The sequence below is a fragment of the Massiliimalia massiliensis genome (assembly GCF_900155615.1).
Taxonomy (GTDB): domain Bacteria; phylum Bacillota; class Clostridia; order Oscillospirales; family Ruminococcaceae; genus Massiliimalia; species Massiliimalia massiliensis.
In genome coordinates this window covers 1017566-1041461 of sequence record NZ_FUHT01000004.1, presented here as the reverse complement: position 1 = coordinate 1041461, position 23896 = coordinate 1017566, and the positions used below count along the sequence as shown (strand labels likewise).

General features: G+C 48.3%; 25 protein-coding genes. 9 read left to right on the top strand and 16 right to left on the bottom strand.

Annotated features, from left to right (window positions below):
- Window positions 1-6 precede the first annotated feature (6 nt).
- Window positions 7-804, top strand: coding sequence for a ZIP family metal transporter (locus tag CZ360_RS13595; RefSeq protein ID WP_207650326.1), 798 nt, complete (start codon window positions 7-9; stop codon window positions 802-804).
- A gap of 85 nt (window positions 805-889) precedes the next feature.
- On the opposite strand, the gene proB is transcribed toward CZ360_RS13595, so the two are convergent.
- Both proB and CZ360_RS13585 read right to left on the bottom strand, forming a co-directional pair.
- The gene (gene proB / locus CZ360_RS13590; protein ID WP_077534745.1) at window positions 890-1690 is read right to left on the bottom strand and encodes a glutamate 5-kinase; all 801 of its coding nucleotides are present in this window, start codon (window positions 1688-1690) and stop codon (window positions 890-892) included.
- A gap of 61 nt (window positions 1691-1751) precedes the next feature.
- Complete coding sequence (locus CZ360_RS13585; RefSeq protein ID WP_077534744.1) at window positions 1752-2291, bottom strand: prolyl-tRNA synthetase associated domain-containing protein; 540 nt, start codon at window positions 2289-2291, stop codon at window positions 1752-1754.
- A gap of 125 nt (window positions 2292-2416) precedes the next feature.
- On the opposite strand from CZ360_RS13585, the gene CZ360_RS13580 reads away from it, so the two are divergent.
- Window positions 2417-3313 carry a LysR family transcriptional regulator gene (locus CZ360_RS13580; RefSeq protein WP_077534743.1) on the top strand — a complete coding sequence of 299 codons (897 nt, stop codon included), beginning with the start codon at window positions 2417-2419 and terminating at the stop codon, window positions 3311-3313.
- 198 nt (window positions 3314-3511) lie between these two features.
- On the opposite strand, the gene CZ360_RS13575 is transcribed toward CZ360_RS13580, so the two are convergent.
- Window positions 3512-4582 (bottom strand): hypothetical protein, encoded by a 1071-nt coding sequence (locus tag CZ360_RS13575; protein ID WP_143530265.1) that lies wholly within the window; start codon window positions 4580-4582, stop codon window positions 3512-3514.
- Window positions 4583-4794: 212 nt separating this feature from the next.
- Window positions 4795-5142: an Hpt domain-containing protein gene (locus tag CZ360_RS13570; RefSeq protein ID WP_077534741.1), complete on the bottom strand. Its 348-nt coding sequence runs from the start codon at window positions 5140-5142 to the stop codon at window positions 4795-4797.
- A 614-nt stretch (window positions 5143-5756) separates the two neighbouring features.
- Between CZ360_RS13570 and CZ360_RS13565 the strand changes: the two genes are divergently transcribed.
- The 7 genes from CZ360_RS13565 to CZ360_RS13535 all read left to right on the top strand — a co-directional run bounded on the left by CZ360_RS13565 (window position 5757) and on the right by CZ360_RS13535 (window position 15579).
- Entirely contained in the window at window positions 5757-7391 is a 1635-nt protein-coding gene (locus tag CZ360_RS13565) for an EAL domain-containing protein (RefSeq protein WP_159438312.1), read from the top strand.
- Between the two features lie 27 nt (window positions 7392-7418).
- The gene (locus CZ360_RS13560) at window positions 7419-8060 is read left to right on the top strand and encodes a DapH/DapD/GlmU-related protein (protein ID WP_077534739.1); all 642 of its coding nucleotides are present in this window, start codon (window positions 7419-7421) and stop codon (window positions 8058-8060) included.
- A 107-nt stretch (window positions 8061-8167) separates the two neighbouring features.
- On the top strand, window positions 8168-9547 hold the full coding sequence (locus CZ360_RS13555) for an MATE family efflux transporter (RefSeq protein WP_229408065.1): 1380 nt from the start codon (window positions 8168-8170) through the stop codon (window positions 9545-9547).
- Between the two features lie 98 nt (window positions 9548-9645).
- Entirely contained in the window at window positions 9646-11310 is a 1665-nt protein-coding gene (locus CZ360_RS13550) for a glycoside hydrolase family 32 protein (RefSeq protein WP_229408064.1), read from the top strand.
- 243 nt (window positions 11311-11553) lie between these two features.
- Window positions 11554-13278 carry an ABC transporter ATP-binding protein gene (locus CZ360_RS13545; protein WP_077534861.1) on the top strand — a complete coding sequence of 575 codons (1725 nt, stop codon included), beginning with the start codon at window positions 11554-11556 and terminating at the stop codon, window positions 13276-13278.
- Between the two features lie 72 nt (window positions 13279-13350).
- Entirely contained in the window at window positions 13351-15111 is a 1761-nt protein-coding gene (locus CZ360_RS13540) for an ABC transporter ATP-binding protein (RefSeq protein WP_229408075.1), read from the top strand.
- Window positions 15112-15132: 21 nt separating this feature from the next.
- Entirely contained in the window at window positions 15133-15579 is a 447-nt protein-coding gene (locus CZ360_RS13535; RefSeq protein ID WP_077534737.1) for a hypothetical protein, read from the top strand.
- A gap of 37 nt (window positions 15580-15616) precedes the next feature.
- On the opposite strand, the gene yaaA is transcribed toward CZ360_RS13535, so the two are convergent.
- The 12 genes from yaaA to CZ360_RS13475 all read right to left on the bottom strand — a co-directional run bounded on the left by yaaA (window position 15617) and on the right by CZ360_RS13475 (window position 23887).
- Window positions 15617-16363, bottom strand: coding sequence for a peroxide stress protein YaaA (gene yaaA / locus CZ360_RS13530; protein ID WP_159438311.1), 747 nt, complete (start codon window positions 16361-16363; stop codon window positions 15617-15619).
- 103 nt (window positions 16364-16466) lie between these two features.
- Window positions 16467-16709 (bottom strand): hypothetical protein, encoded by a 243-nt coding sequence (locus CZ360_RS13525; RefSeq protein ID WP_229408063.1) that lies wholly within the window; start codon window positions 16707-16709, stop codon window positions 16467-16469.
- A 76-nt stretch (window positions 16710-16785) separates the two neighbouring features.
- The gene (locus CZ360_RS13520; protein ID WP_077534735.1) at window positions 16786-18318 is read right to left on the bottom strand and encodes an oligosaccharide flippase family protein; all 1533 of its coding nucleotides are present in this window, start codon (window positions 18316-18318) and stop codon (window positions 16786-16788) included.
- Between the two features lie 154 nt (window positions 18319-18472).
- Window positions 18473-19387, bottom strand: coding sequence for a quinolinate synthase NadA (gene nadA / locus CZ360_RS13515; RefSeq protein WP_077534734.1), 915 nt, complete (start codon window positions 19385-19387; stop codon window positions 18473-18475).
- Between the two features lie 99 nt (window positions 19388-19486).
- Window positions 19487-20068: a zf-HC2 domain-containing protein gene (locus CZ360_RS13510; protein ID WP_077534733.1), complete on the bottom strand. Its 582-nt coding sequence runs from the start codon at window positions 20066-20068 to the stop codon at window positions 19487-19489.
- Complete coding sequence (locus CZ360_RS13505; RefSeq protein ID WP_077534732.1) at window positions 20068-20550, bottom strand: RNA polymerase sigma factor; 483 nt, start codon at window positions 20548-20550, stop codon at window positions 20068-20070. Before CZ360_RS13505 ends, CZ360_RS13510 begins: the two co-directional genes overlap by 1 nt.
- 148 nt (window positions 20551-20698) lie before the next feature.
- Complete coding sequence (locus tag CZ360_RS13500) at window positions 20699-21133, bottom strand: RrF2 family transcriptional regulator (RefSeq protein ID WP_077534731.1); 435 nt, start codon at window positions 21131-21133, stop codon at window positions 20699-20701.
- Window positions 21130-22023 carry a 4Fe-4S binding protein gene (locus CZ360_RS13495; protein WP_077534730.1) on the bottom strand — a complete coding sequence of 298 codons (894 nt, stop codon included), beginning with the start codon at window positions 22021-22023 and terminating at the stop codon, window positions 21130-21132. Before CZ360_RS13495 ends, CZ360_RS13500 begins: the two co-directional genes overlap by 4 nt.
- Window positions 22016-22162 (bottom strand): CD1871A family CXXC motif-containing protein, encoded by a 147-nt coding sequence (locus CZ360_RS14280; RefSeq protein ID WP_077534729.1) that lies wholly within the window; start codon window positions 22160-22162, stop codon window positions 22016-22018. Before CZ360_RS14280 ends, CZ360_RS13495 begins: the two co-directional genes overlap by 8 nt.
- Window positions 22159-22713: a TlpA family protein disulfide reductase gene (locus tag CZ360_RS13485; protein ID WP_077534728.1), complete on the bottom strand. Its 555-nt coding sequence runs from the start codon at window positions 22711-22713 to the stop codon at window positions 22159-22161. Before CZ360_RS13485 ends, CZ360_RS14280 begins: the two co-directional genes overlap by 4 nt.
- Before the next feature lie 137 nt (window positions 22714-22850).
- Window positions 22851-23555, bottom strand: coding sequence for a phosphoesterase (locus CZ360_RS13480; RefSeq protein ID WP_205411128.1), 705 nt, complete (start codon window positions 23553-23555; stop codon window positions 22851-22853).
- The gene (locus tag CZ360_RS13475) at window positions 23552-23887 is read right to left on the bottom strand and encodes a DRTGG domain-containing protein (RefSeq protein ID WP_077534727.1); all 336 of its coding nucleotides are present in this window, start codon (window positions 23885-23887) and stop codon (window positions 23552-23554) included. The genes CZ360_RS13480 and CZ360_RS13475 overlap by 4 nt, the downstream gene beginning before the upstream one ends.
- Window positions 23888-23896 lie beyond the last annotated feature (9 nt).

The window sequence follows — 23896 nt, the reverse complement described above, 5'->3', positions numbered from 1 at the left end:
GAGAGGATGATATTGCAACCGATTTTATGGGCATCTTTGGGTACCGGATTTACATTTCTTATGACAACGCTGGGGTCTGCGCTGGTATTCTTCTTTCGTAAGACGGTAAATGCTGCAATTCAGAGAATCTTTCTCGGTTTTGCAGCAGGCGTTATGATTGCAGCGTCTGTATGGAGTCTTTTGATTCCCGCAATAGAGGAAGCGAGCGCAAACGGGGGAATCGGTTGGATTCCGGCAGTGGGAGGATTCGCATTAGGGATCGTTTTTCTGCTTTTGCTGGACGGGCTGCTCCCGCACCTGCATTTGGAGGCGAAAAATCCGGAGGGGTTAGAATCTTCATGGAAACGAACCACATTGCTTGTTTTAGCAGTGACACTGCATAATATCCCGGAAGGAATGGCGGTAGGCCTGTCCTTTGCCTTGGCGGCACAGCATAGCGGGGAAGCGGCGTCTCTGTCTGCGGCGATGGCGCTTGCGCTTGGCATCGGCATTCAGAATTTCCCGGAAGGCGCCGCTATCTCCCTGCCGCTTAGACAGGAGGGAATATCCAGAACAAGATCGTTCCTGTATGGCAGTATGTCTGGTATTGTGGAACCGATTTTTGGTATTTTGGTCGTCCTGGCAGCTGGTTCTATCCAGCCCTTGATGCCATGGCTGCTGTCTTTTGCGGCTGGCGCGATGATGTATGTTGTGGTGGAAGAATTGATTCCGGAGGCTCATTTGGGAGAGCATTCCAACACAGGAACCCTGGGCGTTATGGCGGGGTTTATGATTATGATGGTTTTAGATGTCGCTTTGGGGTAACATGAGATTCGGACGGCGGATACATACTTAAAACCATAAAGAAGAAAGCCACTGAACGCGGTAATGTTCAGTGGCTTTCTTTATATCACGGGTGCTTTCCGGCAAATAAGGTGCCAGCCTTCCCGCCATTGACCAGTTCATAGAGCGCGGAGGGATCTTTTCCATTGGTTATGTTCGTGTCGATTCCCTGCGCGGTTGCCAGCTTTGCTGCCTGAAGCTTTGTTTTCATCCCGCCCGTTCCGCGGCGGGAACCGGCGCCTCCCGCGAGAGACAGCGTATACTCGTCGATGGTATCCACCCGCTCTATCAGCTTCGCATCGGGATGGAGGCGCGGGTCGCTGTCATAAAAGCCGTCGATATCGGACAGAATAACCAGCCTGCGCGCTCTGCACAAAACAGCGACTACGGCAGAGAGCATATCGTTATCTCCGAACAGACGGTCTTCTGATTCGATTTCTGTATAGCTGACGGAATCATTTTCGTTGACGATAGGAATGACCCCAAGCTCCAGCAGAGCATCGAAGGTATTGGTCAGGTTTTCCTTTTTTTCCTCCGTTTCAATATCCTCCGCGTTGAGCAGGATTTGCGCTATTTTTTTGTCGTAATCATGAAAAAATTTTCCATATAGATTCATAATACTGCATTGCCCGACCGCTGCCGCCGCCTGCTTTAAACGCATGGAATTAGGCCGCGTTTTCATCTGCAGCTTATTGGCGCCGACGGCAATCGCTCCGGAGGAGACAAGGATGATTTCATATCCCATATTCTGAAGATCGGACAGTACGCAGGCCAGCCTGTCAAAAGCACGCAGGTCATTTTGTCCCATATCGTTGGTCAGCGTAGATGTTCCGACCTTTACTACAATGCGGTTCTGATATAATCCCATTTAATCACCAAAGCTTTCTTTTAGGTAAACGTATTCCTTTCTGATAAACCTGGATTGTTTGTTATACTTCAATTATAACAGGTTGATGTCCGGTAGAAGGCAAAAACTCATAGATCACTTGTGCGGTTTTCAGCTTCATATACCCGGTGGTTGTCCCATCGCTGCATCCGTACCATTCTTCCTTTAAAACATCTCTGTCAAAAACGATCTGCACTTCATCGCATGTTTCAAGCAACGCGCTGAAAACAGTAGCCGCGCCGATTTTTGTTCCAAGCATTTTGTTCATATCATCCACCGGCGCAAAGGATACGCGAGGCGTCCCGAGAGCACTGCTGAAGCTTTTAGACTGAAACGGTTTATCGCCTGCAGTAATAAATAGGTAGAAGGAGGTCTTTTGGCGATTACATAGAAACAGGGTTTTGACCATCTTCATTTTGAGCTTTTGATCAATTTGGGCACAGTCCTCCATCGTAATTGCTTCATCTGTGTCTACCCGTTCAAAGGGAATTTGCAGTTTTTGCAAAGCCTGATATGTTTTTTCCTGCAATGGAGTGAGAAATGCTTTTGGCGGTGTGGCTTGAATGTCGCTGATAAAAAGCATTGCAATTCCTTCCTTCTTGTTGAAAACTTGATAAATATAGTGTATCATAAAATTATAAATTACAAAAGCAAATCTTTATCATGAAAAACATGATAAATTCAGATGGAACGAGGCGATATAATAAGATGGATGCTAATATACAGAAATATATGGCTTTTATTACGACAGTGGAATATGGGAGCTTTACCAAGGCGGCCGAGGTTCTGCATTATTCTCAATCTGGAATCAGCAGAATGATCCATGATCTGGAAGAGGAGTGGAGGGTTTCTCTTTTAGAACGCGGACGGGCCGGCGTGAGGCTGACCTCAGATGGACTGCAGCTTCTGTCATATGTGCAAAATGTATGTGCTGAATATCAAAAGCTGCAGGAGCAGGTGGATGCGATCAATGGGCTGGAAACCGGATTGATCCGGATTGGGACCTTTTCCAGTGTGGCAACGCATTGGCTGCCAAATATTATCCGTGAATTCCAAAAGGATTATCCGCAAATTGACTATGAATTGCTATTGGGGGATTATACCGAAATTGAACATTGGATTCTGGAGGGAAGGGTAGATTGCGGCTTTCTTCGGCTGCCCACACAGCCAGAGCTGGACACCATCTTTTTAGAACAGGATAAGCTGCTGGTGGTTTTACCGGAGGAACATCCGCTGACGGAATATGACCGGATTCCGATTGCTGCGCTGTGCAATGATCCGTTCCTGCTTCTGGAAAAGGGTGCAAAGGCAGAGGTGTCAGAAATTTTTGAACGGTGTAGCCTTTCGCCGAATACTCGTTTTACCACCTGGGATGATTATGCCGTTATGTCGATGGTGGAGAGCGGTTTAGGAATCAGTATTTTGCCGCAGTTGATTTTGAGACGAATTCCATACCGAATTGTGATAAAAGAGCTGGAGGTGCCTGCTTTCCGGAAAATTGGGCTTGCGGTCAAGGATAAAAAACGTGCGCCGTTAGCAGTAAAGCGTTTTTTGGATTATCTGGGATACAGAGAGAATGAAGAAAGTATAATATCGGAAGTGTAAAGACAATTACCATTATTTACCGTAAGCAGTTCAGAATAAACGCTCTTTATCCGGAAAAGATAGGATTGTAATGAGTGATACAGGTTGATAAGAGCTATGATATCCGTATCAAGGTTCTTGCTTTGTATGTCTTGTTACAAAAAACGGAGGATTCCATTGGGAATCCTCCGTTTTTATTCGTAAATAATTTATAAATCCTTATTCTGCCAAAACGTCATAGGTGATCTCGCTGTTTTGGAGTACCAGCAACACCTTATCGTGGTTTTGGTCATTCAGGATATTAATAATGATATTGATATCAGATGGCCCCATCTGCTGGGCTAATTCGAGGAAAGAGTCGGACATTTCGATCATGTTGTCTTTCATATATTTCCAGTCCTCGTCATTCTCATCCCCGCCGTTATTCATGATCGTTTGGACTTCCAGAGCGATGCCGTCCGCAGCAACGGAAATGACCACAGCATGCTGGCTTTCGTCATAGGATACATCCCAATCAAATTCGTCTCCGCTGAATCCGGATTCCATTGCTGTTTTGACGATGGTCAACAGAGAGGTGACAGCGGAATTATCCGTTACGGGCTCATCCGGCTCATCTGCCGGCTCGCTGCTTTCAGGCGGATCGGGTTCCTCTTCTTCCAATTCAACTGTGACAGAAATTGGGTCTGACTTCACAGTACCGTCTGCAGACTGAGCATAGACCTGAGTAGTCCCTTCTCCCATTGCCGAAATGGTATACCACAAGGCACCTGCGGTTTTCGTTCCGGTGCTGATTGTGCAGACCGACTCATCTTCACTGACAAAGATAACGGCTCCGTCATCGAAGGAATTGGGCTTCACCTTGACCCAATTTTCGTTGCTGTCGCCGATCTCAGAAAACATAACAGGGGAAGGATCCTCCCAGTTAAGTGATTCAATGGTGTCGGAAGAGGAACCGACGAGGACTCCGAGTACTGTGCCGACAATACCAAGGCCCAAAATTGCCGCGACGACAATCAATGCGATCTGCCAGCCCTTGAGCTTCTGTTTTGGCGGTATAGGCGCACCCGGCTGTGAATACTGCGGATATCCGTTTGGCTGCTGACCGGCCTGGTTCCAGCTTCCTTGATTCCAGCCGTTTGGCGTCGGATTTGGGTTTGGACTTTGCGGCGCTCCATACTGATAGGGGCTCGCTCCCGATTCAAAGGTGTTCTGGCTGGATTCTGCGGCACTTTGCCCGCAGTTTGGACAGAATTTTCCGTTAAATTCTACTCCGCATTTTGTACATTTCACTGAATAATCCCCCTTTGTCATGTGTGATTGCCTGTTGAATATGCAGGGCTTATTTTACGTTGCTTTCATCGTAACATGAAGGCAGGGGATTTTCAAGGTGCTTTTTGAATGTTCTAACAAAGTTATGAAAGAAATTGTCGGACTTTGTAGCTTTTGCCCAGAACCAGTTCCCAAAATAAAAACAGGCTGGTTTCCAGCCTGTTTTTTTGAGCTCAGCGAATTACCTGCATGATCTTTTCATATGCTTCGGAAACAGATGGTATAAGCTGCTTTGCGCGTGCAAGATCATTGCTGCGCAATGCCTCAACCTGTTTGCAAATTGCAGTAAATAATTTTTTAAAGGATAGATTTCCGGAGACCCCTTTCAATGTATGGGCGGCCCGGAATGCATCTTCACAATTTTCGTTTTTTAACGCCGTTTGGAGATCGATAAAGCTTTGGTCAGCCGGAAACTTTTTTAGCATCCGCTCTAATAGATCTTCGTTATCCATAAATCGATGCAGCGCGTCTTCCAGATCCACCCCGGCGGAAATAAGCGCTTCTTTGTATTCTGTCGTCAAATGAATACCTTCTTTCTATGATTCCTTTTTGTCATATTGAACGGGATAAACAGAGGCCAAAAGCGTATTATTTATTCTGTAATTCTACGTTTCATTGTGAGTTTTTATATCATTTTAACTATAGCATAATTTTCCGGTTTGAGTCAATGACGAAACAGTAAATTCTCAGCATAACTTTTGTAAGAATATTTTCGACAATTTTTCCAAAGCTGGTGTCGTATACTGTAACTGATTACTGCGTGCCAATCATTTGATATGTTTATGGAAATATGTGGAAGTATTTTCTTGACGTGAAATAAGATATTTTGTATAATATACTCGTATATATCTTAGTTTTTCATGCAAAAATAAGGATCTCTGATTGTAGGAAAAAAACATCCGATACCGGGTGTTTTCTTTTACTTTACCAGAGAACGAAATCTTAAACGATTTCGTTCGGTACCGGAGGAGCAACAGTTTATATCCTCCGGTCTATGGCTATTGTGAATGTACTCAATTGTGAGAGCGCACCTGATGATAACCACATACAGCCGGACAGACCGAATGGCGGGAAAATGCTTTCCAACGGGAGGCAGAACACCAGCAGCAAGGCCAATAGAAAAGGAGGGCTGTATATGGAAGCATTCCAGGCGTTAGAGGCTTCATTTGGATCAATGCCTGTTGCCTTTACGGTCATTAAGGTAATACAGGACGAGAACGGACATACGGTTGACCTGAAATTCCGGTATCTTAACCAGGCTTTTGCAGATTTATACGGAAGAGTCAAGGAGGATCTTTTAGGAGCCTGCTTTTATGAGCTTTTCCCCCTAGAAGGGAAACAATGGCTCTCCTTGTTTGCCGCGGCCGCTTTTCAGGGAAAGAAGGATTCCCTGCATCAGTACAGCAGTGAATTGAAACGGCATCTGTTTCTTACCTGTTATCCGTGGAACGAAACAGGATATTGCGCTTGTCTGATCTTTGACGAAACAGAGTTAGTTGTTACCCAGAAGGAACTGGAATATACGAATTATCATGACCTGATGACCCGGCTTCGAAACCGGAACTGTTTTTTATCATACTGTGAGGATTTTCAGCAGCATCCAAAATGGTCTCTTGGCGCCGCGTTCCTGGATATGAACGGGCTGAAAGAGATGAATGACCGGTATGGACATGAATACGGAGACAGTAAAATTATAGAGCTGGCCTGTCTGATGAGGAGTCATTTTGAAGATGAATTGCTGTTCCGGATCAGCGGGGATGAATTTGTAGTCCTGTCTGAAAACTGTCAGGAAGCAGCATTTTTGAGCAAGGCCAGGGCGTTTCAGCAAAAATTGGCTGCGCAGGAAAATTGTCTGGCGTCCTGTGGATATGTCTGGGAAGAAAACCCTGTTTCTGCGGAAGCGCTGATCAGACGGGCCGACCAGTTGATGTATCAGGATAAACAACAATATTATCTGCATTCTCGAGTTTTTTCCGGTTCGCGGCCGAAACTGCTGCGCTCCTTGCTGGCCGATCTGGAGGCGGGAAATTATCTGATGTATCTTCAGCCTAAGGTGGATTTGAAAGCAAACCAGATTTGCGGTGCAGAGGTTTTGACCCGGTATCGGAGTACAGACGGAAACGTGATGCTACCGGCCGCTTTCCTAAAGCCTTTGGAGCAGAACCACTTGGTTTCCTATTTGGATTTTTATATGTTTGAGACTGCCTGCAAATGGCTTTCCGCATGGGAAGGGAAGGACAAAATCCTCCCGTTTCGTTTGACGGTGAGCTGTTCTATGGATACGCTGTCTGTCCTAGATCTGGCTGAACGTCTGGAAAAAATTCGGAAACGCTATCAGGTGTCTCCCTCGCTGCTAAGCATTGAAATTGCAAAGCCCCGAGATATGATGAAAAGGGAGCAGGCAGTAAGACATCTGGAGCTGCTTAGAAAGCTTCATTATTCGGTTGAGCTGGGCGGCTTTGGAGACCGGCATACGCCGGCTGAAGCATTGGCATGTCCGGCACTGCAGGATGTGAGGCTTTCACCGGCATTGACAGGCGGGGCAGCCGAATCGCGGCGAATGAAGATCCTTTTAGATGGAATGATCAGTGACTGTCACAAAATGGGTCTGCGTTGCCTGGCAGAAGGGATTGAAACAAAGGGGCAGCACGAATTGGTACTTTCTTTGGGGGCAGACTATGCGCAGGGGAATTATTATGCAGAGCCAATGACGGCGGCAGAGTTTGAGGACTGGAGTCAGTCCTGCCCTCAAATATGCTGTCTGGAATAATACACATTACAGAGGAGCTAAAGATTTATGTTGTTAAAAGAACAAATGAAACAGGGACTGTTATATTGCGAGTTCGGCCATGCTTCCGCAGAGGATCAAGCATACGAAAAGCTGATTGAGCATCAGAGGGTTCACTGCAAAGAAATGATGTTTGACTATAATCAGACCAGGCCGTCCGATACGGAGAAGAAGCAGGCGATTTTACGGGAACTGCTTGCAGAAGCAGGAGAGCATATCTGGATTGAATCGCCATGTAATATGGCATATGGCTGTAATACCCATATCGGGGAAAACTTTTATGCGAATTTCAACCTGGTGATTGTGGATGACGTAGAGGTCTTTATCGGGGATAATGTGATGTGCGGGCCAAATGTGACATTGAGTGTCACAGGCCATCCGGTGTATGGGGAATTCCGGCGGAACGGCACCCAGTTTTCTCTGCCGATTCGAATTGGGAACGACGTGTGGATTGGGTCAAATGTTGTAGTTTTGCCGGGCGTGACAATTGGGAATAATGTTGTGATTGGTGCCGGAAGCGTTGTAACAAAGGATATTCCGGATAATGTTGTGGCGTTTGGAGCACCCTGCCGGGTGATTCGGGAAATCACAGATTATGACAAGGAATATTACCGGAAGGGCTGTCCGATTAATCCGGATTTTGACAAATAATTTCTCCCCGCAGGCCAGGCTTGCGGGGCTTTTTTTGCCTCTTGCAAACGGGACAGAAGGTTGTTATAATAACTTTTATGACAAGAATAATTGGGAGGGCTCAGAAGGTGCGTGGAAATCGGAACCAACAGGACATAAATGGAATTACAGAGGGCGTAATTTGGAAACAGCTCCTCAGCTTTTTCTTTCCCATTGTATTAGGGACTTTTTTTCAGCAGCTTTATAACACGGTAGATGCTGTAATTGTTGGAAACTTTGTCGGCAAAGAGGCGCTTGCGGCTGTGGGTGGTGCAACCGGTGCGATTATCAACCTGTTGGTTGGCTTCTTCGTTGGGCTTTCCTCGGGAGCAACAGTTATCATTTCCCAGTTTTACGGCGCGGGCAGACGTGGAGAAACCAGTGATGCGGTACATACTGCAATGGCATTGTCTATTGTGGGCGGGATTTTTTTTACCATTGTTGGCATCGTATTTTCCCCGTGGGCATTGCAGGCTATGGGAACACCGGAGGACATCATGCAGCCATCGGTGCTCTATATCCGCGTTTACTTTGGCGGGATGCTCTTCTCGATGCTCTATAATATAGGCTCAGGAATACTTCGTGCGGTTGGGGATTCAAAACGGCCGTTATACTTTTTGATTGTCTGCTGCGTGGCGAACCTGCTGCTGGACTTGCTGTTTGTGGCGGTTTTCCATTGGGGCGTGTTGGGCGCCGCGCTTGCGACAACGCTGTCCCAGGCCATCAGTGCAGTGCTGATTATGGTTTCGCTGCTGCGTACTTCAGAGATTTACCGGGTCACAATCCGCAAAATCCGGTTCCATTATCAGATTTTAAAGGACATGATCCGAATCGGTTTCCCATCTGGACTGCAGTCGGTTATGTACAATATTTCCAATATTATTCTTCAGTCCGTCATCAACCAGTTCGGCACCGACGCGATCGCTGCATGGACGGCATTTGGAAAGATCGATGGAATTTTCTGGATGATCATGGGTGCGTTCGGCGTATCGATTACCACCTTTGCAGGACAGAATTTTGGCGCGAAAAAATACGACCGGATTCATAAAAGCGTCCGGGTATGCCTGGTGATGGCATTTCTGACCGCCGCAGTGATGAGTGTGGTGGTATTGGGCTTCGGGCAGTATATTTACCGCTTGTTTACCCCGGATCCCGCTGTGATTTCTTATGGCGTAGGCATGATGAAGGTCATCGCACCGTTTTATTTCACCTATGTTTGTACCGAGGTGCTGGCCGGCGCCGTCCGCGGAACCGGGGATGCCTTGATTCCAACGCTGATCACCTGTGTCGGAGTATGTGTGCTGAGGATTGTTTGGGTATTTGCAGTAGTGCCCTTCTCCCATAATATCCAGACGGTAATTGTCAGCTATCCAATTGCCTGGGCAATTAGTTCGATCATGTTTATTATCTATTATCTCCATGGCGGCTGGCTGCGGAGGAGAATCCGGAAAGCGGAATCAGGCTCATAAATCACCAAACCTTTCGAAGATTTTGCATTGTTTGTTTGCGCAAAACCGGCTATAATAAAAAATGGCCGAGCTGAAAAGAACGAAGGAGGATAACAGAGATGCGGTTTGATTCGGATATTTATCGTATGCTGGAGCTGTTTGCAATATCAGAGGAGGGACAGGAAGGAGAAGTCTGCCTGACCGACCCGGATGGAAACCGGTTGACAGAACCGGCCGGACAGGGATATCACCGGTGGATCAGGCTGCCGCTCCGGGAACAGGCCGGCTATCGGCTGGAATTGACCGGTTGCAGGGCGGAACTGATTTATTTAAGCGAATGTGACGATATATTGGACAAGGGGATAGCCTACCTGAATGATGCGGTTCCGGGGGAAAAGCTAAGCCGGGAAAATCTTGGCGGCTGGTATGATACCCCTTACCGGGAGCAATACCATTTTAACCCTTATTATGGCTGGATTAACGACCCGAACGGCCTTTGCTATTTCAAAGGTTATTATCATCTGTATTATCAGTATAACCCGTTTGGACAGAAGTGGGACAACATGTATTGGGGACACGCTGCCAGCAAGGATCTTCTCCATTGGGTACATCTGCCCGTATGCCTAGAACCGCAGGAGGAGCTTCGGGGGAACAGCCAGGCAAAAGGCGGTGCGTTTTCGGGCAGCGCGGTTGTAAAAGGAGATGAAATCTTCTTTTACCTGACCAGGCATTTCGGCCCGTTGGAGGACGGGGCAGACACAATAGAATACCAAACGTTTACCCGCAGCCGGGACAGCATCCATTTTGAACCGGAAGAAATAATTGTTCAACGTCCTAATCCGGAGGTATCTTATCATTTCCGTGACCCGAAGCTGTTTTTCGATGGCGGAAAATGGAACATGGTATTGGGATCTGCTGTAAGCGGCGCGCCTGCGTTGATAAACTTTACGTCCGAGGATGGAATCCATCACTGGGAATACCAGGGCCCCATCCTGACGGACACCCGGGGCGGAATAGAAACCATTGAATGTCCGGACTTTTTTGAGCTGGATGGGAAATATGTAGCGGTTGGAGACTTGATGTGGTACCATGACTCTTACGGCCGTTACCAGCCGCTTTGGTATTACCTCGGTGAATACCAGGAGGGACAGCTGCAGGTTGAGCAGGATCGGCTTTTGGATTTTGGTACCAATTTTTATGCGGTACAGTCCTTTGTTCATGACGGACGGCGGATTGCTATCGGCTGGGTATCCGATTTTTACGGCGAGCATAAAATAGCCGAACACGGCGCATATGGCAGTATGGCCCTTCCCAGGGAACTGCACGTCAAGGACGGGAAGCTCTATCAAACTCCCGTTAAGGAGGTATATACGCTGAAGGGAGCTTTGCTTGCCGCCGCGCCCAAACAGAATTTATCATTGGAGACCCTGCCAGGAAACCGTTATTTTGTAACAATGCGTTTGGACGGACAAACCGATTTTGATCTGCTCCTTGCCAAAACAGACGAAGCTTCCATCCGGCTGATGTGCCGCAGTGGAATCACGGAGATCAAGACGGAGGGTGTTCCAACCCAGTCTGTCCGTTTCCCGGCCGAAGTGGAATGCGTCCGGACAATAGAAATCTTTGTAGACCGCAGGACAATTGAGGTGTATCTCAATGACGGGGAAGCGGTTGGGACTAAGGTATTCTATTCGGAGGAAAAGGAAGGCTGCTTTAAGGCTGTTTTTGACCATCCGGAACTGGTTTCAACACTGGAGGTTTATCAGATGAAGTCCATCTGGTAACCGTAAAATATCACCGTAACAGTCTATCCGATCTTGGATATGCTGTTACGGTTTTTTGCATTTGATGAATGAGTTGAAGCGGCAGAAAGCATAAGCCAAACAGTCCGGTCAATGATAAGACTAGATGAACTGTTCTGACAAACTGCACCTGTCTCAGGACAGGCTTTCCTCTTGCGAAACAGCTCATATTGCGATATACTGGAAAAGGCAACCATTTGAATGGTTGGAAAAGGAGAAAGACGAATGACCAAATTATTGAGGTATTTAAAGGACTACCGGAAGGAAAGCATCCTCAGTCCGCTCTTTAAATTACTGGAAGCATCGTTTGAATTGTTCGTGCCGTTGGTCATGGCAAAAATAATTGACGTCGGAATCCCAAATCAGGATGTTTCCTATATCGTGAAAATGTGTCTGCTTATGGTACTGCTGGGTGTGGTTGGGCTGGTCTGCTCGCTTACGGCACAGTACTATGCGGCGAAGGCGGCCGTAGGCTTTGCGGCTTCCGTCCGGAGAGATTTGTTCGGCCATATCCAGAGGTTTTCCTATTCGGAGCTGGACACCATTGGCACTTCTACCCTGATGACCCGAATGACCAGCGATATCAACCAGGTACAGAATGGGGTGAATATGTTTTTGCGCCTCTTTATGCGCTCTCCGTTTATTGTGTTTGGTGCAATGGTAATGGCGTTTACCATTGATGTGCAGTCCGCTTCCGTCTTTGCGGTCACGATTCCGGTGCTGTTAATTGTGGTGTTTGCAGTACTGCTCATCAGTATTCCGCTTTATAAAAAGGTTCAGTCAAGACTGGATCGGGTACTGATGATGACAAGGGAAAATCTGGTTGGAGCCAGGGTGATCCGTGCCTTCAACAAGGAAGAGGATGAAATCAGTCAATATGAAAACGCGGGCAATGAGCTCAAGGGCGTTCAGCTGTTTGTAGGACGGATTTCTGCGCTGCTGAATCCGGTGACCTATGTAATGATTAATGTAGCGATTGTGGCGCTGATCTGGGTCGGAGGAATCCGGGTAAACCTGGGGTCAATCTCGCAGGGGGATGTGGTGGCCCTGATTAACTATATGTCCCAGATTTTGATCGAGCTGGTAAAGCTGGCGAATCTTATTATCACCCTGACCAAAGCGATTGCCTGCGGAAATCGGATACAGGGGATTTTTGATACAAAATCAGGGATGGCAGAAGGCAGCCGGGAACCAGTACAGGTACAGCGGACGAATAAAGTGGTGGAATTTGACCATGTTGGGTTTGCTTATCAGGGCGCGCAGGAGGAATCCTTGTCAGGCATCCATTTCACAGCGCTGCGGGGACAAACCATCGGAATTATCGGTGGGACGGGCGCGGGTAAAAGCTCGCTGGTCAATCTGATCGCGAGGTTTTATGACGCGACCTCCGGTCGGGTGCTGGTGGACGGCGTGGACGTAAAGGATTATCCATTTCATCAGCTTCGCGGTAAAATCGGGATGGTTCCGCAGAAAGCGGTCTTGTTCCAGGGCACGATTGCTGAAAATCTGCGCTGGGGAAAACGGGACGCAACGGAAGCAGAAATGTACCGGGCTCTTGAGACCGCGCAGGCAAGGGATTTTGTAGAGGCTAAGGAGAAAGGGCTGCAAACTGAGGTGCAGCAAGGCGGAAAGAATTTTTCCGGCGGCCAGAAGCAAAGGCTTACCATTGCGCGCGCAGTGATCCGGAATCCGGAAATCCTGATTTTGGATGACAGTGCCTCCGCGCTTGACTATGCGACGGACGCTCGTTTAAGAAAAGCGATCCGTAGGATGGATCCGGATATTACAGTATTCCTTGTGTCCCAGCGCGCGGCTACGATCCAGTATGCGGACCAGATTATTGTGCTGGATGACGGTGAGATGGCGGGACTGGGCACTCATCAGGAACTGCTGGAGCATTGCGAGGTTTACCAGGAAATCTACTATTCGCAGTTCCCGAAGGAGGCATGAGCGTGCATCGGCAATATGACCGGGCCGGGACTGGCTCGGGATTGAAAAGAAAGGAACACCTTGTTGAAAGGTGTGGTGATTACTGTGAAAAGCAATTCCGTTTCTAAGGGCACCATTCGGAAGGTGTTGGAATATATCAAAAAATATTGGGTGCTGCTGGGATTATCGGTTTTGTTTGCGGCGGTTACCGTTGTCCTCACCTTGTATGCGCCGATTCTGATCGGGGATGCGGTGGATGAGATTATCGGAAAAGGAAACGTGGATTTTGAAGCGCTCAAGAAAATTATAGCCGAGATTGTGATTGTCGTGGCCATCACAGCGGCTGCGCAGTGGGTCATGAACACCTGTAACAACCGAATTACCTATCAGGTGGTAAAGGATATCCGCAGCAAGGCGTTCCAAAAGCTGGAAATACTTCCCTTAAAATATATTGACAGCCATCAGTACGGCGACTTAATCAGCAGGGTCATCGCTGATGTCGACCAATTTTCCGACGGATTGCTCATGGGGTTTACCCAGTTTTTCACCGGCGTGATGACCATTATCGGGACGCTTTTTATCATGCTGTTTATCAACTATAAAATCGCGCTGGTTGTTATTCTGCTGACCCCGCTTTCTCTGTTTGTCGCCAACTTTGTCGCTAAAAAAACCTATTCTATGTTTCATCTCCAGTCCATAACGCGGGGAGAAATTACCGCGCTGATTGACGAGATGGTTGGGAATCAGAAGGTGGTCAAGGCATTCGGATATGAGGATCAGGCCATGGAGCGGGTAGAGGAAGTCAATGAGCGGCTGCGCAAATGCGGCCTTCGCGCGACCTTTTTCTCCTCTGTCACCAATCCCTCCACGCGGTTTATCAACGGCCTTGTCTACACCGGAGTTGGGCTGGTGGGCGCTATTTCGGTTATGTCCGGCGGCTTGAGCGTCGGGAAGCTGACCAGCTTTTTGAGCTATGCAAATCAGTACACCAAGCCCTTTAATGAGATTTCCGGCGTTGTCACAGAGCTGCAGAACGCGCTGGCCTCGGCGGCGCGAGTGTTTGAACTGATTGATGAGCCGCCCCAGGCGCCGGACGCGCCGGACGCGCGCCGTCTGGAAGAGGCGGACGGAACGGTTGGCCTGGAAAACGTATATTTTTCCTATCAGCCTCATCGTCCGTTGATCGAGGATTTAAACCTGTCCGTCCGTCCGGGGCAGCGGGTTGCAATTGTCGGCCCGACCGGATGCGGAAAAACTACGATTATTAATCTCCTGATGCGCTTTTATGATGTTGACCGGGGCAGAATCTGCGTTTCTGGGACGGACATCCGGGATATTACCCGGAAAAGCCTGCGGGAGAATTATGGGATGGTGCTTCAGGAAACCTGGCTGAAAACCGGAACAATCCGCGAGAATATTACCTTTGGGAAACCGGATGCTACAGAGGAAGAGGTGGTCGCGGCGGCCAAGGCTTCTCATGCGCACAGCTTTATTAAACGGCTGCCGAACGGATACGATACTCTGATTTCCGAGGACGGCGGCAGCTTATCGCAGGGGCAGAAGCAGCTTTTGTGTATCACCCGTGTGATGCTCTGTCTGCCGCCTATGCTGATATTGGATGAGGCGACTTCCTCAATCGACACCCGGACGGAGATTCGGATTCAGAAAGCATTTGCAAAGATGATGCAGGGACGAACCAGCTTTATTGTTGCGCACCGTCTGTCCACTATCCAAGAGGCGGATGTAATCCTGGTTATGCGCGACGGAAAAATTATCGAGCAGGGAACCCATGAAGAGCTGCTTCAGAAAAAGGGTTTTTATGCCGAGCTGTACAACAGCCAGTTTGCGGTTTAGAGAAAAGGGGAGAGACCGGATATGCCGGAAAAATTGTCAGATATCTTTGTAAAACAGCATGGGATATATGAAAATCATGAGAAGATCGAAACCGGGGAGCTGAGATTCCGGCTCTGCGGGCCGGACGGGAGCTCTTATATCCGATGCGAAAATCCGGGTGATGAGCTCTGGGAAAACAGCCACTGCCATCAAACTATTCAGGAAATGGTAATTGTACAGTCGGGCAGGATTATCTTTGCGGAATACCGAGACGGCCGGGCTTGCTTTCGGGAGCTGTCGGCAGGAGAATATGCGCTCACGGTTCCGTTTGTTCCTCATAATATCTGCATGGAGGCGGAAGCGGTCATCCATACAGTCAAGTTTGGCGACTGTTCGCAGAACGACTGGATTCCATCGCCGGAGCTTGATGAGGCAACAAGGCTGTTGTCCTATCAGGAGGCGAGGGCATTTTGCCTGGAAAATAAATAGAAAAACTCTGTTAGGCTTTCCCTAACAGAGTTTTTGATCAATCCTGTTTCAAAAAAACATATCTGTTATCAGTAGAAAGGCTGTCCTGGAACGAATAGCCATTGCGATGAAACGTTTTCAGCTCCTCCGGATTATGGAGCCGGTTACGTACGATAAAATCCGCCATTTCACCCCGGGACATTTTAGCCTCCGTCGACAGGGTGCAAAGCTTTCCTTTCCGCCAGATGACAAAATCGCAGGTAAGAAATCGGTTGTGGGGAAGAAGATATGAACGTACCAGCTTGGCATATTCTGCTGAGGCTAGATTCACTACGGTATCATCCTGCTGGTAAAGGGCGCGGTAAACCCGGTCGTTCCAAAAGGAATACAGGCTTTTCCCATAGGGCTTGATTTTACAGAGAAACTCCAGACGATAGGGCTTCATCTCGTCCAATGGACGAAGCAGGCCATAAAATGCGCTCAAAATCCGTAGGTGCTCTGCCGCAAAGGCAAAATCTCCGGCGTTCCATTCGCTGTAGGAGATATGCTGGTAGGCTAGTCCTCTGTAAGAAAGGAGAGCGGCTGTCCCGGGCTTAGCTTGGGAGAATTCCTGATGGTAGGAATAGGCTTTTAATGCCAGCGCGGGATTGATCCTCAAAAGGCTTTCCAGTTCCCAGGGGGAATATTGCTGAATCCATTGGTTCAGCTGCCGCGCCTGCTCTAAAAACCGAGGGACAGACAGTGGCTGGGACGGGATCTGTGTGCCGGACACCATCTGTTTTGCCGGCGAAAGAATTGCGATCATGCTGATTCCTCCAGACTGAGGTTGAGATTTATTATAAGAATACCATATCTTCTGTTTCAGAACAATAGTAAAAGACCGCCGTCCTGCCGGACAGCGGCCTTTTTTATTTGTGTTTTCTTTTCTTTTCAGACTGTAATTGGTTAGGCTGGTCATTTTCCGGCTTTGGAATCGGGTAAAGCTCGGTATAGGCTTCCGCTTCCGCTTCTGAGACAGGCGGTGTTGGAATCAAACCGGTACACTCGGTAGCGCTTGCAATGTCATCCAGATCAAAGTAAACATCCTCCACACTTTGCAGAGATTGCGGGTCGACTGGTATTTTTTTCTTTCCCTCATATGGGTATGGCATAATCGTCAGCTCCTCATTTTTCTTGGTAACTGTATTATGCCCGGATTTTTGCCGGCTTAATCCGATTGCTCAAAAATCAGCGAACCAAGGACGCGAACCATTTTAAGTCCTCTTTTTTAAGACAGGAAAACAAAAATAGAAATAAAACGTAGCAGCCAATTAAAAAAAGGACGCGCACCAGCAGCAGGTCAGGAAAATGGGCGTTCGTCCAGGAATCCGGGAACCAGAGAATTCCACAGGTTAGCGCGGTGCAGACAACGCACAGCAAGGGCTTGAGCACGATCTCCTTGACCGATATCCGCAGGCTGGTAATCTTCACCAGCCTGCCGAGGCTGAGGGAAAAATTGAGCACCTCAGATACCATGACAGTCATTACATATCCCTTGATTCCGAATACCGGAAGCAGGAAATATACCATACAGACACTGGCAAAGGAATCGATGACATTATATTTCATCGACTGGTACTGTTCCCCCAGCCCCTTTAGCATTCCGTCCACAATGGTATCCATATACATGATCAGTACCAACGGGGAGAAGAGCTTGACATAAAAGGCAACCTCGCTGCTCTGGTAAAAGGTCATGCCCAGTGACTCGGAAAAGTAGAAGAGTACGCCCATTACGCAGACGGCAAACAGAAAGCTGAGCTTCAATACCCGGGTGACAATCCAGTGTATCCGAACACGGTCATCCTGAACCTGACATTCGGTCAGCTCAGGGATGAGCAGCTCCGCAAGGGCGGTCAGCAGGGCGGCGGGATAAAGGACGAGCGGCAGTACCATTCCGTGGACTGTCCCATAGGCGGTGAAGGCCTGCTCCTGGGAAGCGCCCCATTTTTTCAGTCCGCGCGGAATCAGAATATTTTGCAGGGTGGACAGTGCGGAACGCGCATAGGCGCTCAGTGCAATTGGAATAGCGATTTTAAACATCCTTTTCTGTATTCCTTTTGCTTTTTTGTCGTCGGTCTTTCGCTTTTTCTGGTCATGCAGAACACAGAGAAACAGAAACAGGCAGGCGATCGCCTCCGCTAAGCAGGATCCTGCAACCATGGCAATACAGCCGTATTCCAGGCCCTTTGGGAGCAGAAGGCGCAGTCCGGTGATCGTGATGACAATCATCACAAACTGGTCGGCAATCTGGATCAGTGCGCACCGGTTTGCCTTGCGTACAGCGGTCAGGTATCCGCCTGCTACGGCAGATATGGCAATAAAAGGAAGTCCGATTGGGAGGATACGCAGGGAGGACACGGTTTGCGGATCATCCAGCCAGACCGTACCGATCCATTCCGCGCCGAAATAGAGGAGTACCGCAGTGGCAAGGCTAAACAGGACGGCATATCCCAAACAGGATTTGAGCGCCTTGCGCACCCCTGTCCGGTTATCCTTTCCCAGTTCCTCCGAGACAAGGCGGGTGGCGGTAAATTTGATTCCGGATGTCGCGAGGGTGATTGCCAACGCATAGACGGACATAATGAGCTGATAAATGCCAATTCCGACCGAACCGATCTTCCGGAATAAATATGCTGAAAAAATAACTCCCGCAGTGCGGATCAGCAATGCGGTCGCTGTCATAAGAATCATATTGTAGAATAATGCTTTTCCCTTTTTCATGCCATACACCTATTTCCTTCCGATAGAGTATATGCCGGTGAAAAAGGGAATAGTATTTTTTTAGCCTGGGACGCAGTATGGAATGGCAGTACTGCCGCATTCCATAAAAGCAGAAAAAAGGCTGCCGGTATTCCGGCAGCCTTTTGGTTTATCTTTATGCTTCTCCAAGACGGATCATTTCGTCGATGGTGCGTTTTGCTTTAAGGCGGATGTCCTCGTCCAGCTCAATCACCGCGCCGCCTTTGCCCAGCATCGCATGATACACATCCGCTAGGGTAGTGATCCTCATATCCGGACAGATCAGCCGTTTAGACAGCAGATAATAGTTACAGTCCGGCTTTTCAAGCTTCAGGGTGTCGACAATGCTTGTCTCCGTTCCGATCACACAATCCTCTTCGGAGCTGCGGGCATAAGACAGAATATCCGCGGTAGAACCGACCAGGTCAGCGTGGCGCAGCACCTCGGCAGGAAGCTCGGGGTGCATCAGCACCTTAGCATTAGGATGGGCTTTTTTGGCGGCAAGGCAATCCTCTTCGCTGACGCTGTTATGTACCGGGCAATAGCCGTCCCACAGCAGAATGTTCTTGTCTGGAAGATTTTGTTTGACATAGGAGCCCAGATTTTTATCAGGAATAAAAAGGATATTCTTTTCCTTTATCTTTCCAACGATTTTCAGTGCGCTGGATGAGGTGACGCAAACGTCGCAAACAGCTTTCAGGCTTGCTGTAGTATTGACATATGCGACGACCTTATAGTCCGGGTGTTCTTCTTTAAATTGCAGCACCCGCTCCGGCGTGATTTGCTCCGCCATCGGACAGGCAGCGTTTTCAACCGGAAGGATAACAGTTTTTTCCGGGGACAGCATCTTGACAGTTTCGGCCATAAACCTGACGCCGCACATGATCACGGTCTTGGCCGCAATATCCTTTGCGGCGACGGATAGGAAATAAGAGTCACCCTTACAGTCGGCGATTTCCAGAATGTCCGGGGACTGGTAGCTGTGTGCTAAAATGGCGATATCTTTTTCTTGTTTAAGCTTTAATATTTTGTCCTGCAATGTCCTTAACATCAAATCGAACCTTTCTGTTATCCCATATTTCTATTTTCCTTATTGTACCATGCCCCCCTATGGAAAGTCAATTTATAAAACATAGAAAAGCAGTAGGGATTACGGCCTGTTTTTGTGTTTCAGGACGAATTTGCGGATTAGTCCGCCGGTCAGGTTGCCAACCAGCGCCAGTATAGTATAGGGAATCACATAGATCCATGCGGAGGAATTATAATAAATCCAGATGGTGGGCAGGAAAAGTGCAGCGATTAAAAGCGGATAAAGCCACTGGATTCCGGCCAGCAGTCCGAACAGGAAGGCGGTCAGAAAACAGAAGGCCGGGATGAGGAGCAGCAGGGCAAACATTCCGCTCCCTGTATCGACAATTAGAAGCGGGAACAGATAGAAGGTTATTACGGTCAGGAGCAGTGCGGTGATGATCCCGATGTACAGCCCTTTCCGATAGGATTTTTCCCGGAATGACCTTAAAAACGAGCTGAATTCCATCACCTTTTTTTCCTCCTCTGTTTGGCCTTTCCTCTCAGGAATAATCAGATCGTTGGTGAGCTTCTGCAGTTCCTTTTGGCAGGCCGGACAGGTGTGCAGGTGTTCCTCAACCGCCTGGCGGCTTTCTTTGCTGCATACGTTGTCATAATATAGGGGCAGTAAATCCCGGATGATTCCGCAGGGATATTCATTCATTATGGGTTTTCTCCTTTCAACTGGTCAAGAAGGGTGGTTTTTGCCCGATGGTAGGTTACCCGTGCCCAGCTTTCTGTTTTCTGGAACAGGCGGCTGATCTCGGAAAAGGAAAGCTCCCCGAAAACGCGCAATAGAAATACTTCTTTGTAAGGCTCTTTAAGCTGATGGATCAGCGCATGGAGCTGCGCTGAGGTCTCACGGTCATAAAACCGGGCGGAAAAGTCATCCTGAGCTTGTTCTGCCGAAATTGTCCTTTGTTCCTTTTTCTGCTTGCGCCAATAGGAATAGCAGAGGTTTTTTGCGATTTGGCACAGCCATGTCCGTACAGTGCAGTCTCCCCGGAATTCAGAAAAGGAATTGAACGCCTTTAAGAAGGTTTCCTGGGAAATCTCTTCTGCAAGGTGCTCGTTCCGGCACAGGGAATACGCAAAGCGGTACACAGTGAGGTAATATTCCAGATATACGGATTCAAAATCCACCATCCTTTCACCGCCTTTCTATTTATATGACGCAATAAATCCGGATTCGTTACAGCGCCGGAGAATTTTTTATTTCCGTTAGCTCTATCATAGCACAGGAGAAGGGCTGGGACAATAAAAAGGCAGGCGATTAACACCTGCTTTTTTATGTTTATTCCTCCCTAGCAGAATCCGAATTCCGAAAGATCTGCCGGTCAATATCAGCCAATGTAATTTGTTCCAGCCGGCTGAGACAATCCTGGTTCAGCCGGGCGTAGATACCGTCCATAATCTGCGCCATTCCGGAGGCAACCAGACAGTCCTTGTCCTCGCTGCCGGAGTGCCAGGAAGCGGAAACAAACTGAGCATCCACCGCCTCTGCTATTTGACGCAGGGTGATGGACTGGACATTACCCTCAAAATGATACCCCCCGTCAATCCCTTCCTTGGTAGAAATCAATCCTGCGCGTTTAAGCTGGGACATCACCTTCCGGATACGGGCCGGGTTGGTACAGATATTTTCTGCCAGCATTTCGCTGGAGAGGGTAGTGGCTTTATGATTGAGATATACCAGGGCATGCACTGCCAGAGAAAACGCTCCTGTCATAATTGTTCCTCCTTGTGTTGATCCTCTTTCCGGTTTAATTGAAAGGCGGTGCAGACTGCGCCATGCGGGCAGGCTTTTTTGCAGTCGCCGCAGCGGATGCATTCCGGACTGTTGGGCGTCCGGTAAACCGGGATGTCAAGCTTGCAGGCCTTCTGACATTTTCCGCACTTTGTACATTTGGATTTGTCGATCTGAAACCGGTGAAATGCAATCGGGTTGAACAATCCGTAAATCGCACCCAAGGGACAGAGGTACCGGCAGAACGGACGGTATACCAAAATGGAAAGCAGGATTAATACCACCAGAATGACTATTTTCCAGGTGAACAGCCATCCCAGCACGCTTTGAAGCGCCGGATTGGCACTGATCAGCGGAATTCCCCCAAAGAGGGTGCCGGATGGACAGATATATTTACAGAACCAGGGCTGCCCTTGACCGACAATATCCAGAACCGTCAGAGGCAGTACAATCACAAAACCGACCAAAATTCCATACTTCAGGTATTTCAGCCATCGATCACCGGGCAGCTTTTTCGGTTTGCGGACAAAGGGGATTTTATACAGCAGATCCTGTATAAGTCCGAAAGGACAGAGCCAGCCGCAGACAAAACGGCCGAATACCGCGCCCACAAGCATTAAAAATCCCGCAACATAAAAAGCAAATTTATAATCCTTGCTGCCGATGACAGCTTGAAAGGAGCCGATGGGACAGGAGCCTAAAGCGCCGGGACAGGAATAGCAGTTGAGTCCGGGCAGGCAAAGCTTTTTGCCGGCGCCCTTGTAAATATTTCCTTTGACAAAGCCGGCGGCGTAACCGTTTGTCAGGGCGGTAAAACAGAATTGGATACAGGTTCGGAGATTCCTCCTGAAAAAAGAAAAGAGCTTACCCAAGACCAATACACTCCATACAAATATTAATCGCCTTACGGAATACCGTTTCAATCTCTCCGCGCCATACGCCAAGGCAGAGAAAAAGGACAGCGAAAGCTATGATTAGCAGGGCGGCCCTGTTATGCTTGAGAAAACTCACGATTTCACCTCCGCAAGCCTTTCATCCAGGATGCTGACCCACTTTTCCTTGCTTAGAGAACCAGAAAATGCGCTGCCTACCTGGTTTCCCTCACTGTCCACAAAAAAGGTGGTTGGAACAGCGGAAATCTGGGAAAGGATGCCGAGCAGGTCGCCTGAAGGAAGGAGGTGGAGATAATCCGCGCCGGTGCTGGAAACAATTTGCCTGGCTGTTTCTACCTGACCCGAATCGAGTGATCCATCGGACTGTAGGGTATCGGATACTAACCCAATGATCTGGACGCCTTTTCCTTGATACTCGCCTGCTAGTTCTCCCAGGCCGGGCATTTCCTGAATACAGGGGCCGCAGAAGGTGGCCCACACATTTACCATGGTCAGGTCGTAACCCGATAGGATATCCTGGCTTACAGTATTTCCCTCCAGGTCTTTGGCGGTAAAGCTGCTCAAAAGCGCGGCTTTTGTTTCCGTCTTATTAGCTGCTGATCCTCCGCATGAGGAAAACAACAGCATGATGGCTGTTAACGCGGCTAGGATTGTTACTTTCTTTTTCATAGTCTCCTCCGAACTGTAATTTTATTTGTTTCAGTTTTATGCTGTAATTATAACGAATGCAGTTAGGACTGTCAAGAAAATTTATCAAATACAAAAAATCACGAACAGGCAAAATTTCTGTTCGTGATCTGATTATATTATTGTATTGAAGCAAGCCCTTTTAAAGTGTCTATGACAGCACGGATCGATTTTTCTGGAACCTCTAGAAACCGTTCTCGTTCCGAGATGTGCTCCAGATAATGCGCGTCAGAATCTGTAATGACCCGTCCGGCGAATCCACATTCATAGGGCGGGTTTTTCACCTCAATGCAGGGAAAGTGGTAATCCTCCGGAATGAATCCGAGATTTGCAATGATGGAATAGGAGGATTTGTCTACATGAGCGGGAATAGCAAAGCCTCCGTAATCCGGGAGCAGCTTTAAAAGCCGGTCAATGCTTAGATTCGCCGCATTGATCAGCAGCTTATCCAGATGTCCGGTAATCTCGTCGTTTTCATCCATGATAAGCTGATCGCCAAAAATAGCCGGTTGATTTTGGATATCCGGCAGCAGGTCATAGAGATACCGTCCAAATTTCAGGCAAGCCTCGAATTCATAGAAAAGGCACAGGATATGGACTTCCTCCATAGTACAGACCTCGATTGCCGGGATGACGAGGAGAGAAGTACCCGCCGCCACCTTCCGTACTGCTTCAATATTCTCTGCCGAATTGTGGTCGGAGAGCGCAATGACGTCCAGCTCTTTAAGCAGGCTCATATTGACAATATTGTTCGGCGTCATATCATTGTCCCCACATGGCGACAGGCAGGAATGCAGATGCAAATCATAGTAAAGCTTCATCATAAGGAACAGATATCCGCAATTTTGCGGGACAGTTCAAAGGTTGGCAGCTCACTTTTGAGCACACAGACATCCTGTTCTTTCGCTTTCTGTATGCTTTCCTCATCCAGTCCCATGTTTTCGGACAGGATAATGCAGGCCACGTCCGCCAGCACAGCTACCGCCACGGCGTTGATATTTCCCATAACTGTGATCCAGGCGTCGTCTGCTTTGGCGCGCCCCATCACGATGCTCAGCAGATCACAGCAGTAAACGCCATGGATTTCCCGTTCTGCGGCTTCTCCCTCTGTCACCATTTCCAAATTAAGCTGTTTTGCCAGTTCCAGCACAGTCATCGTAAATAC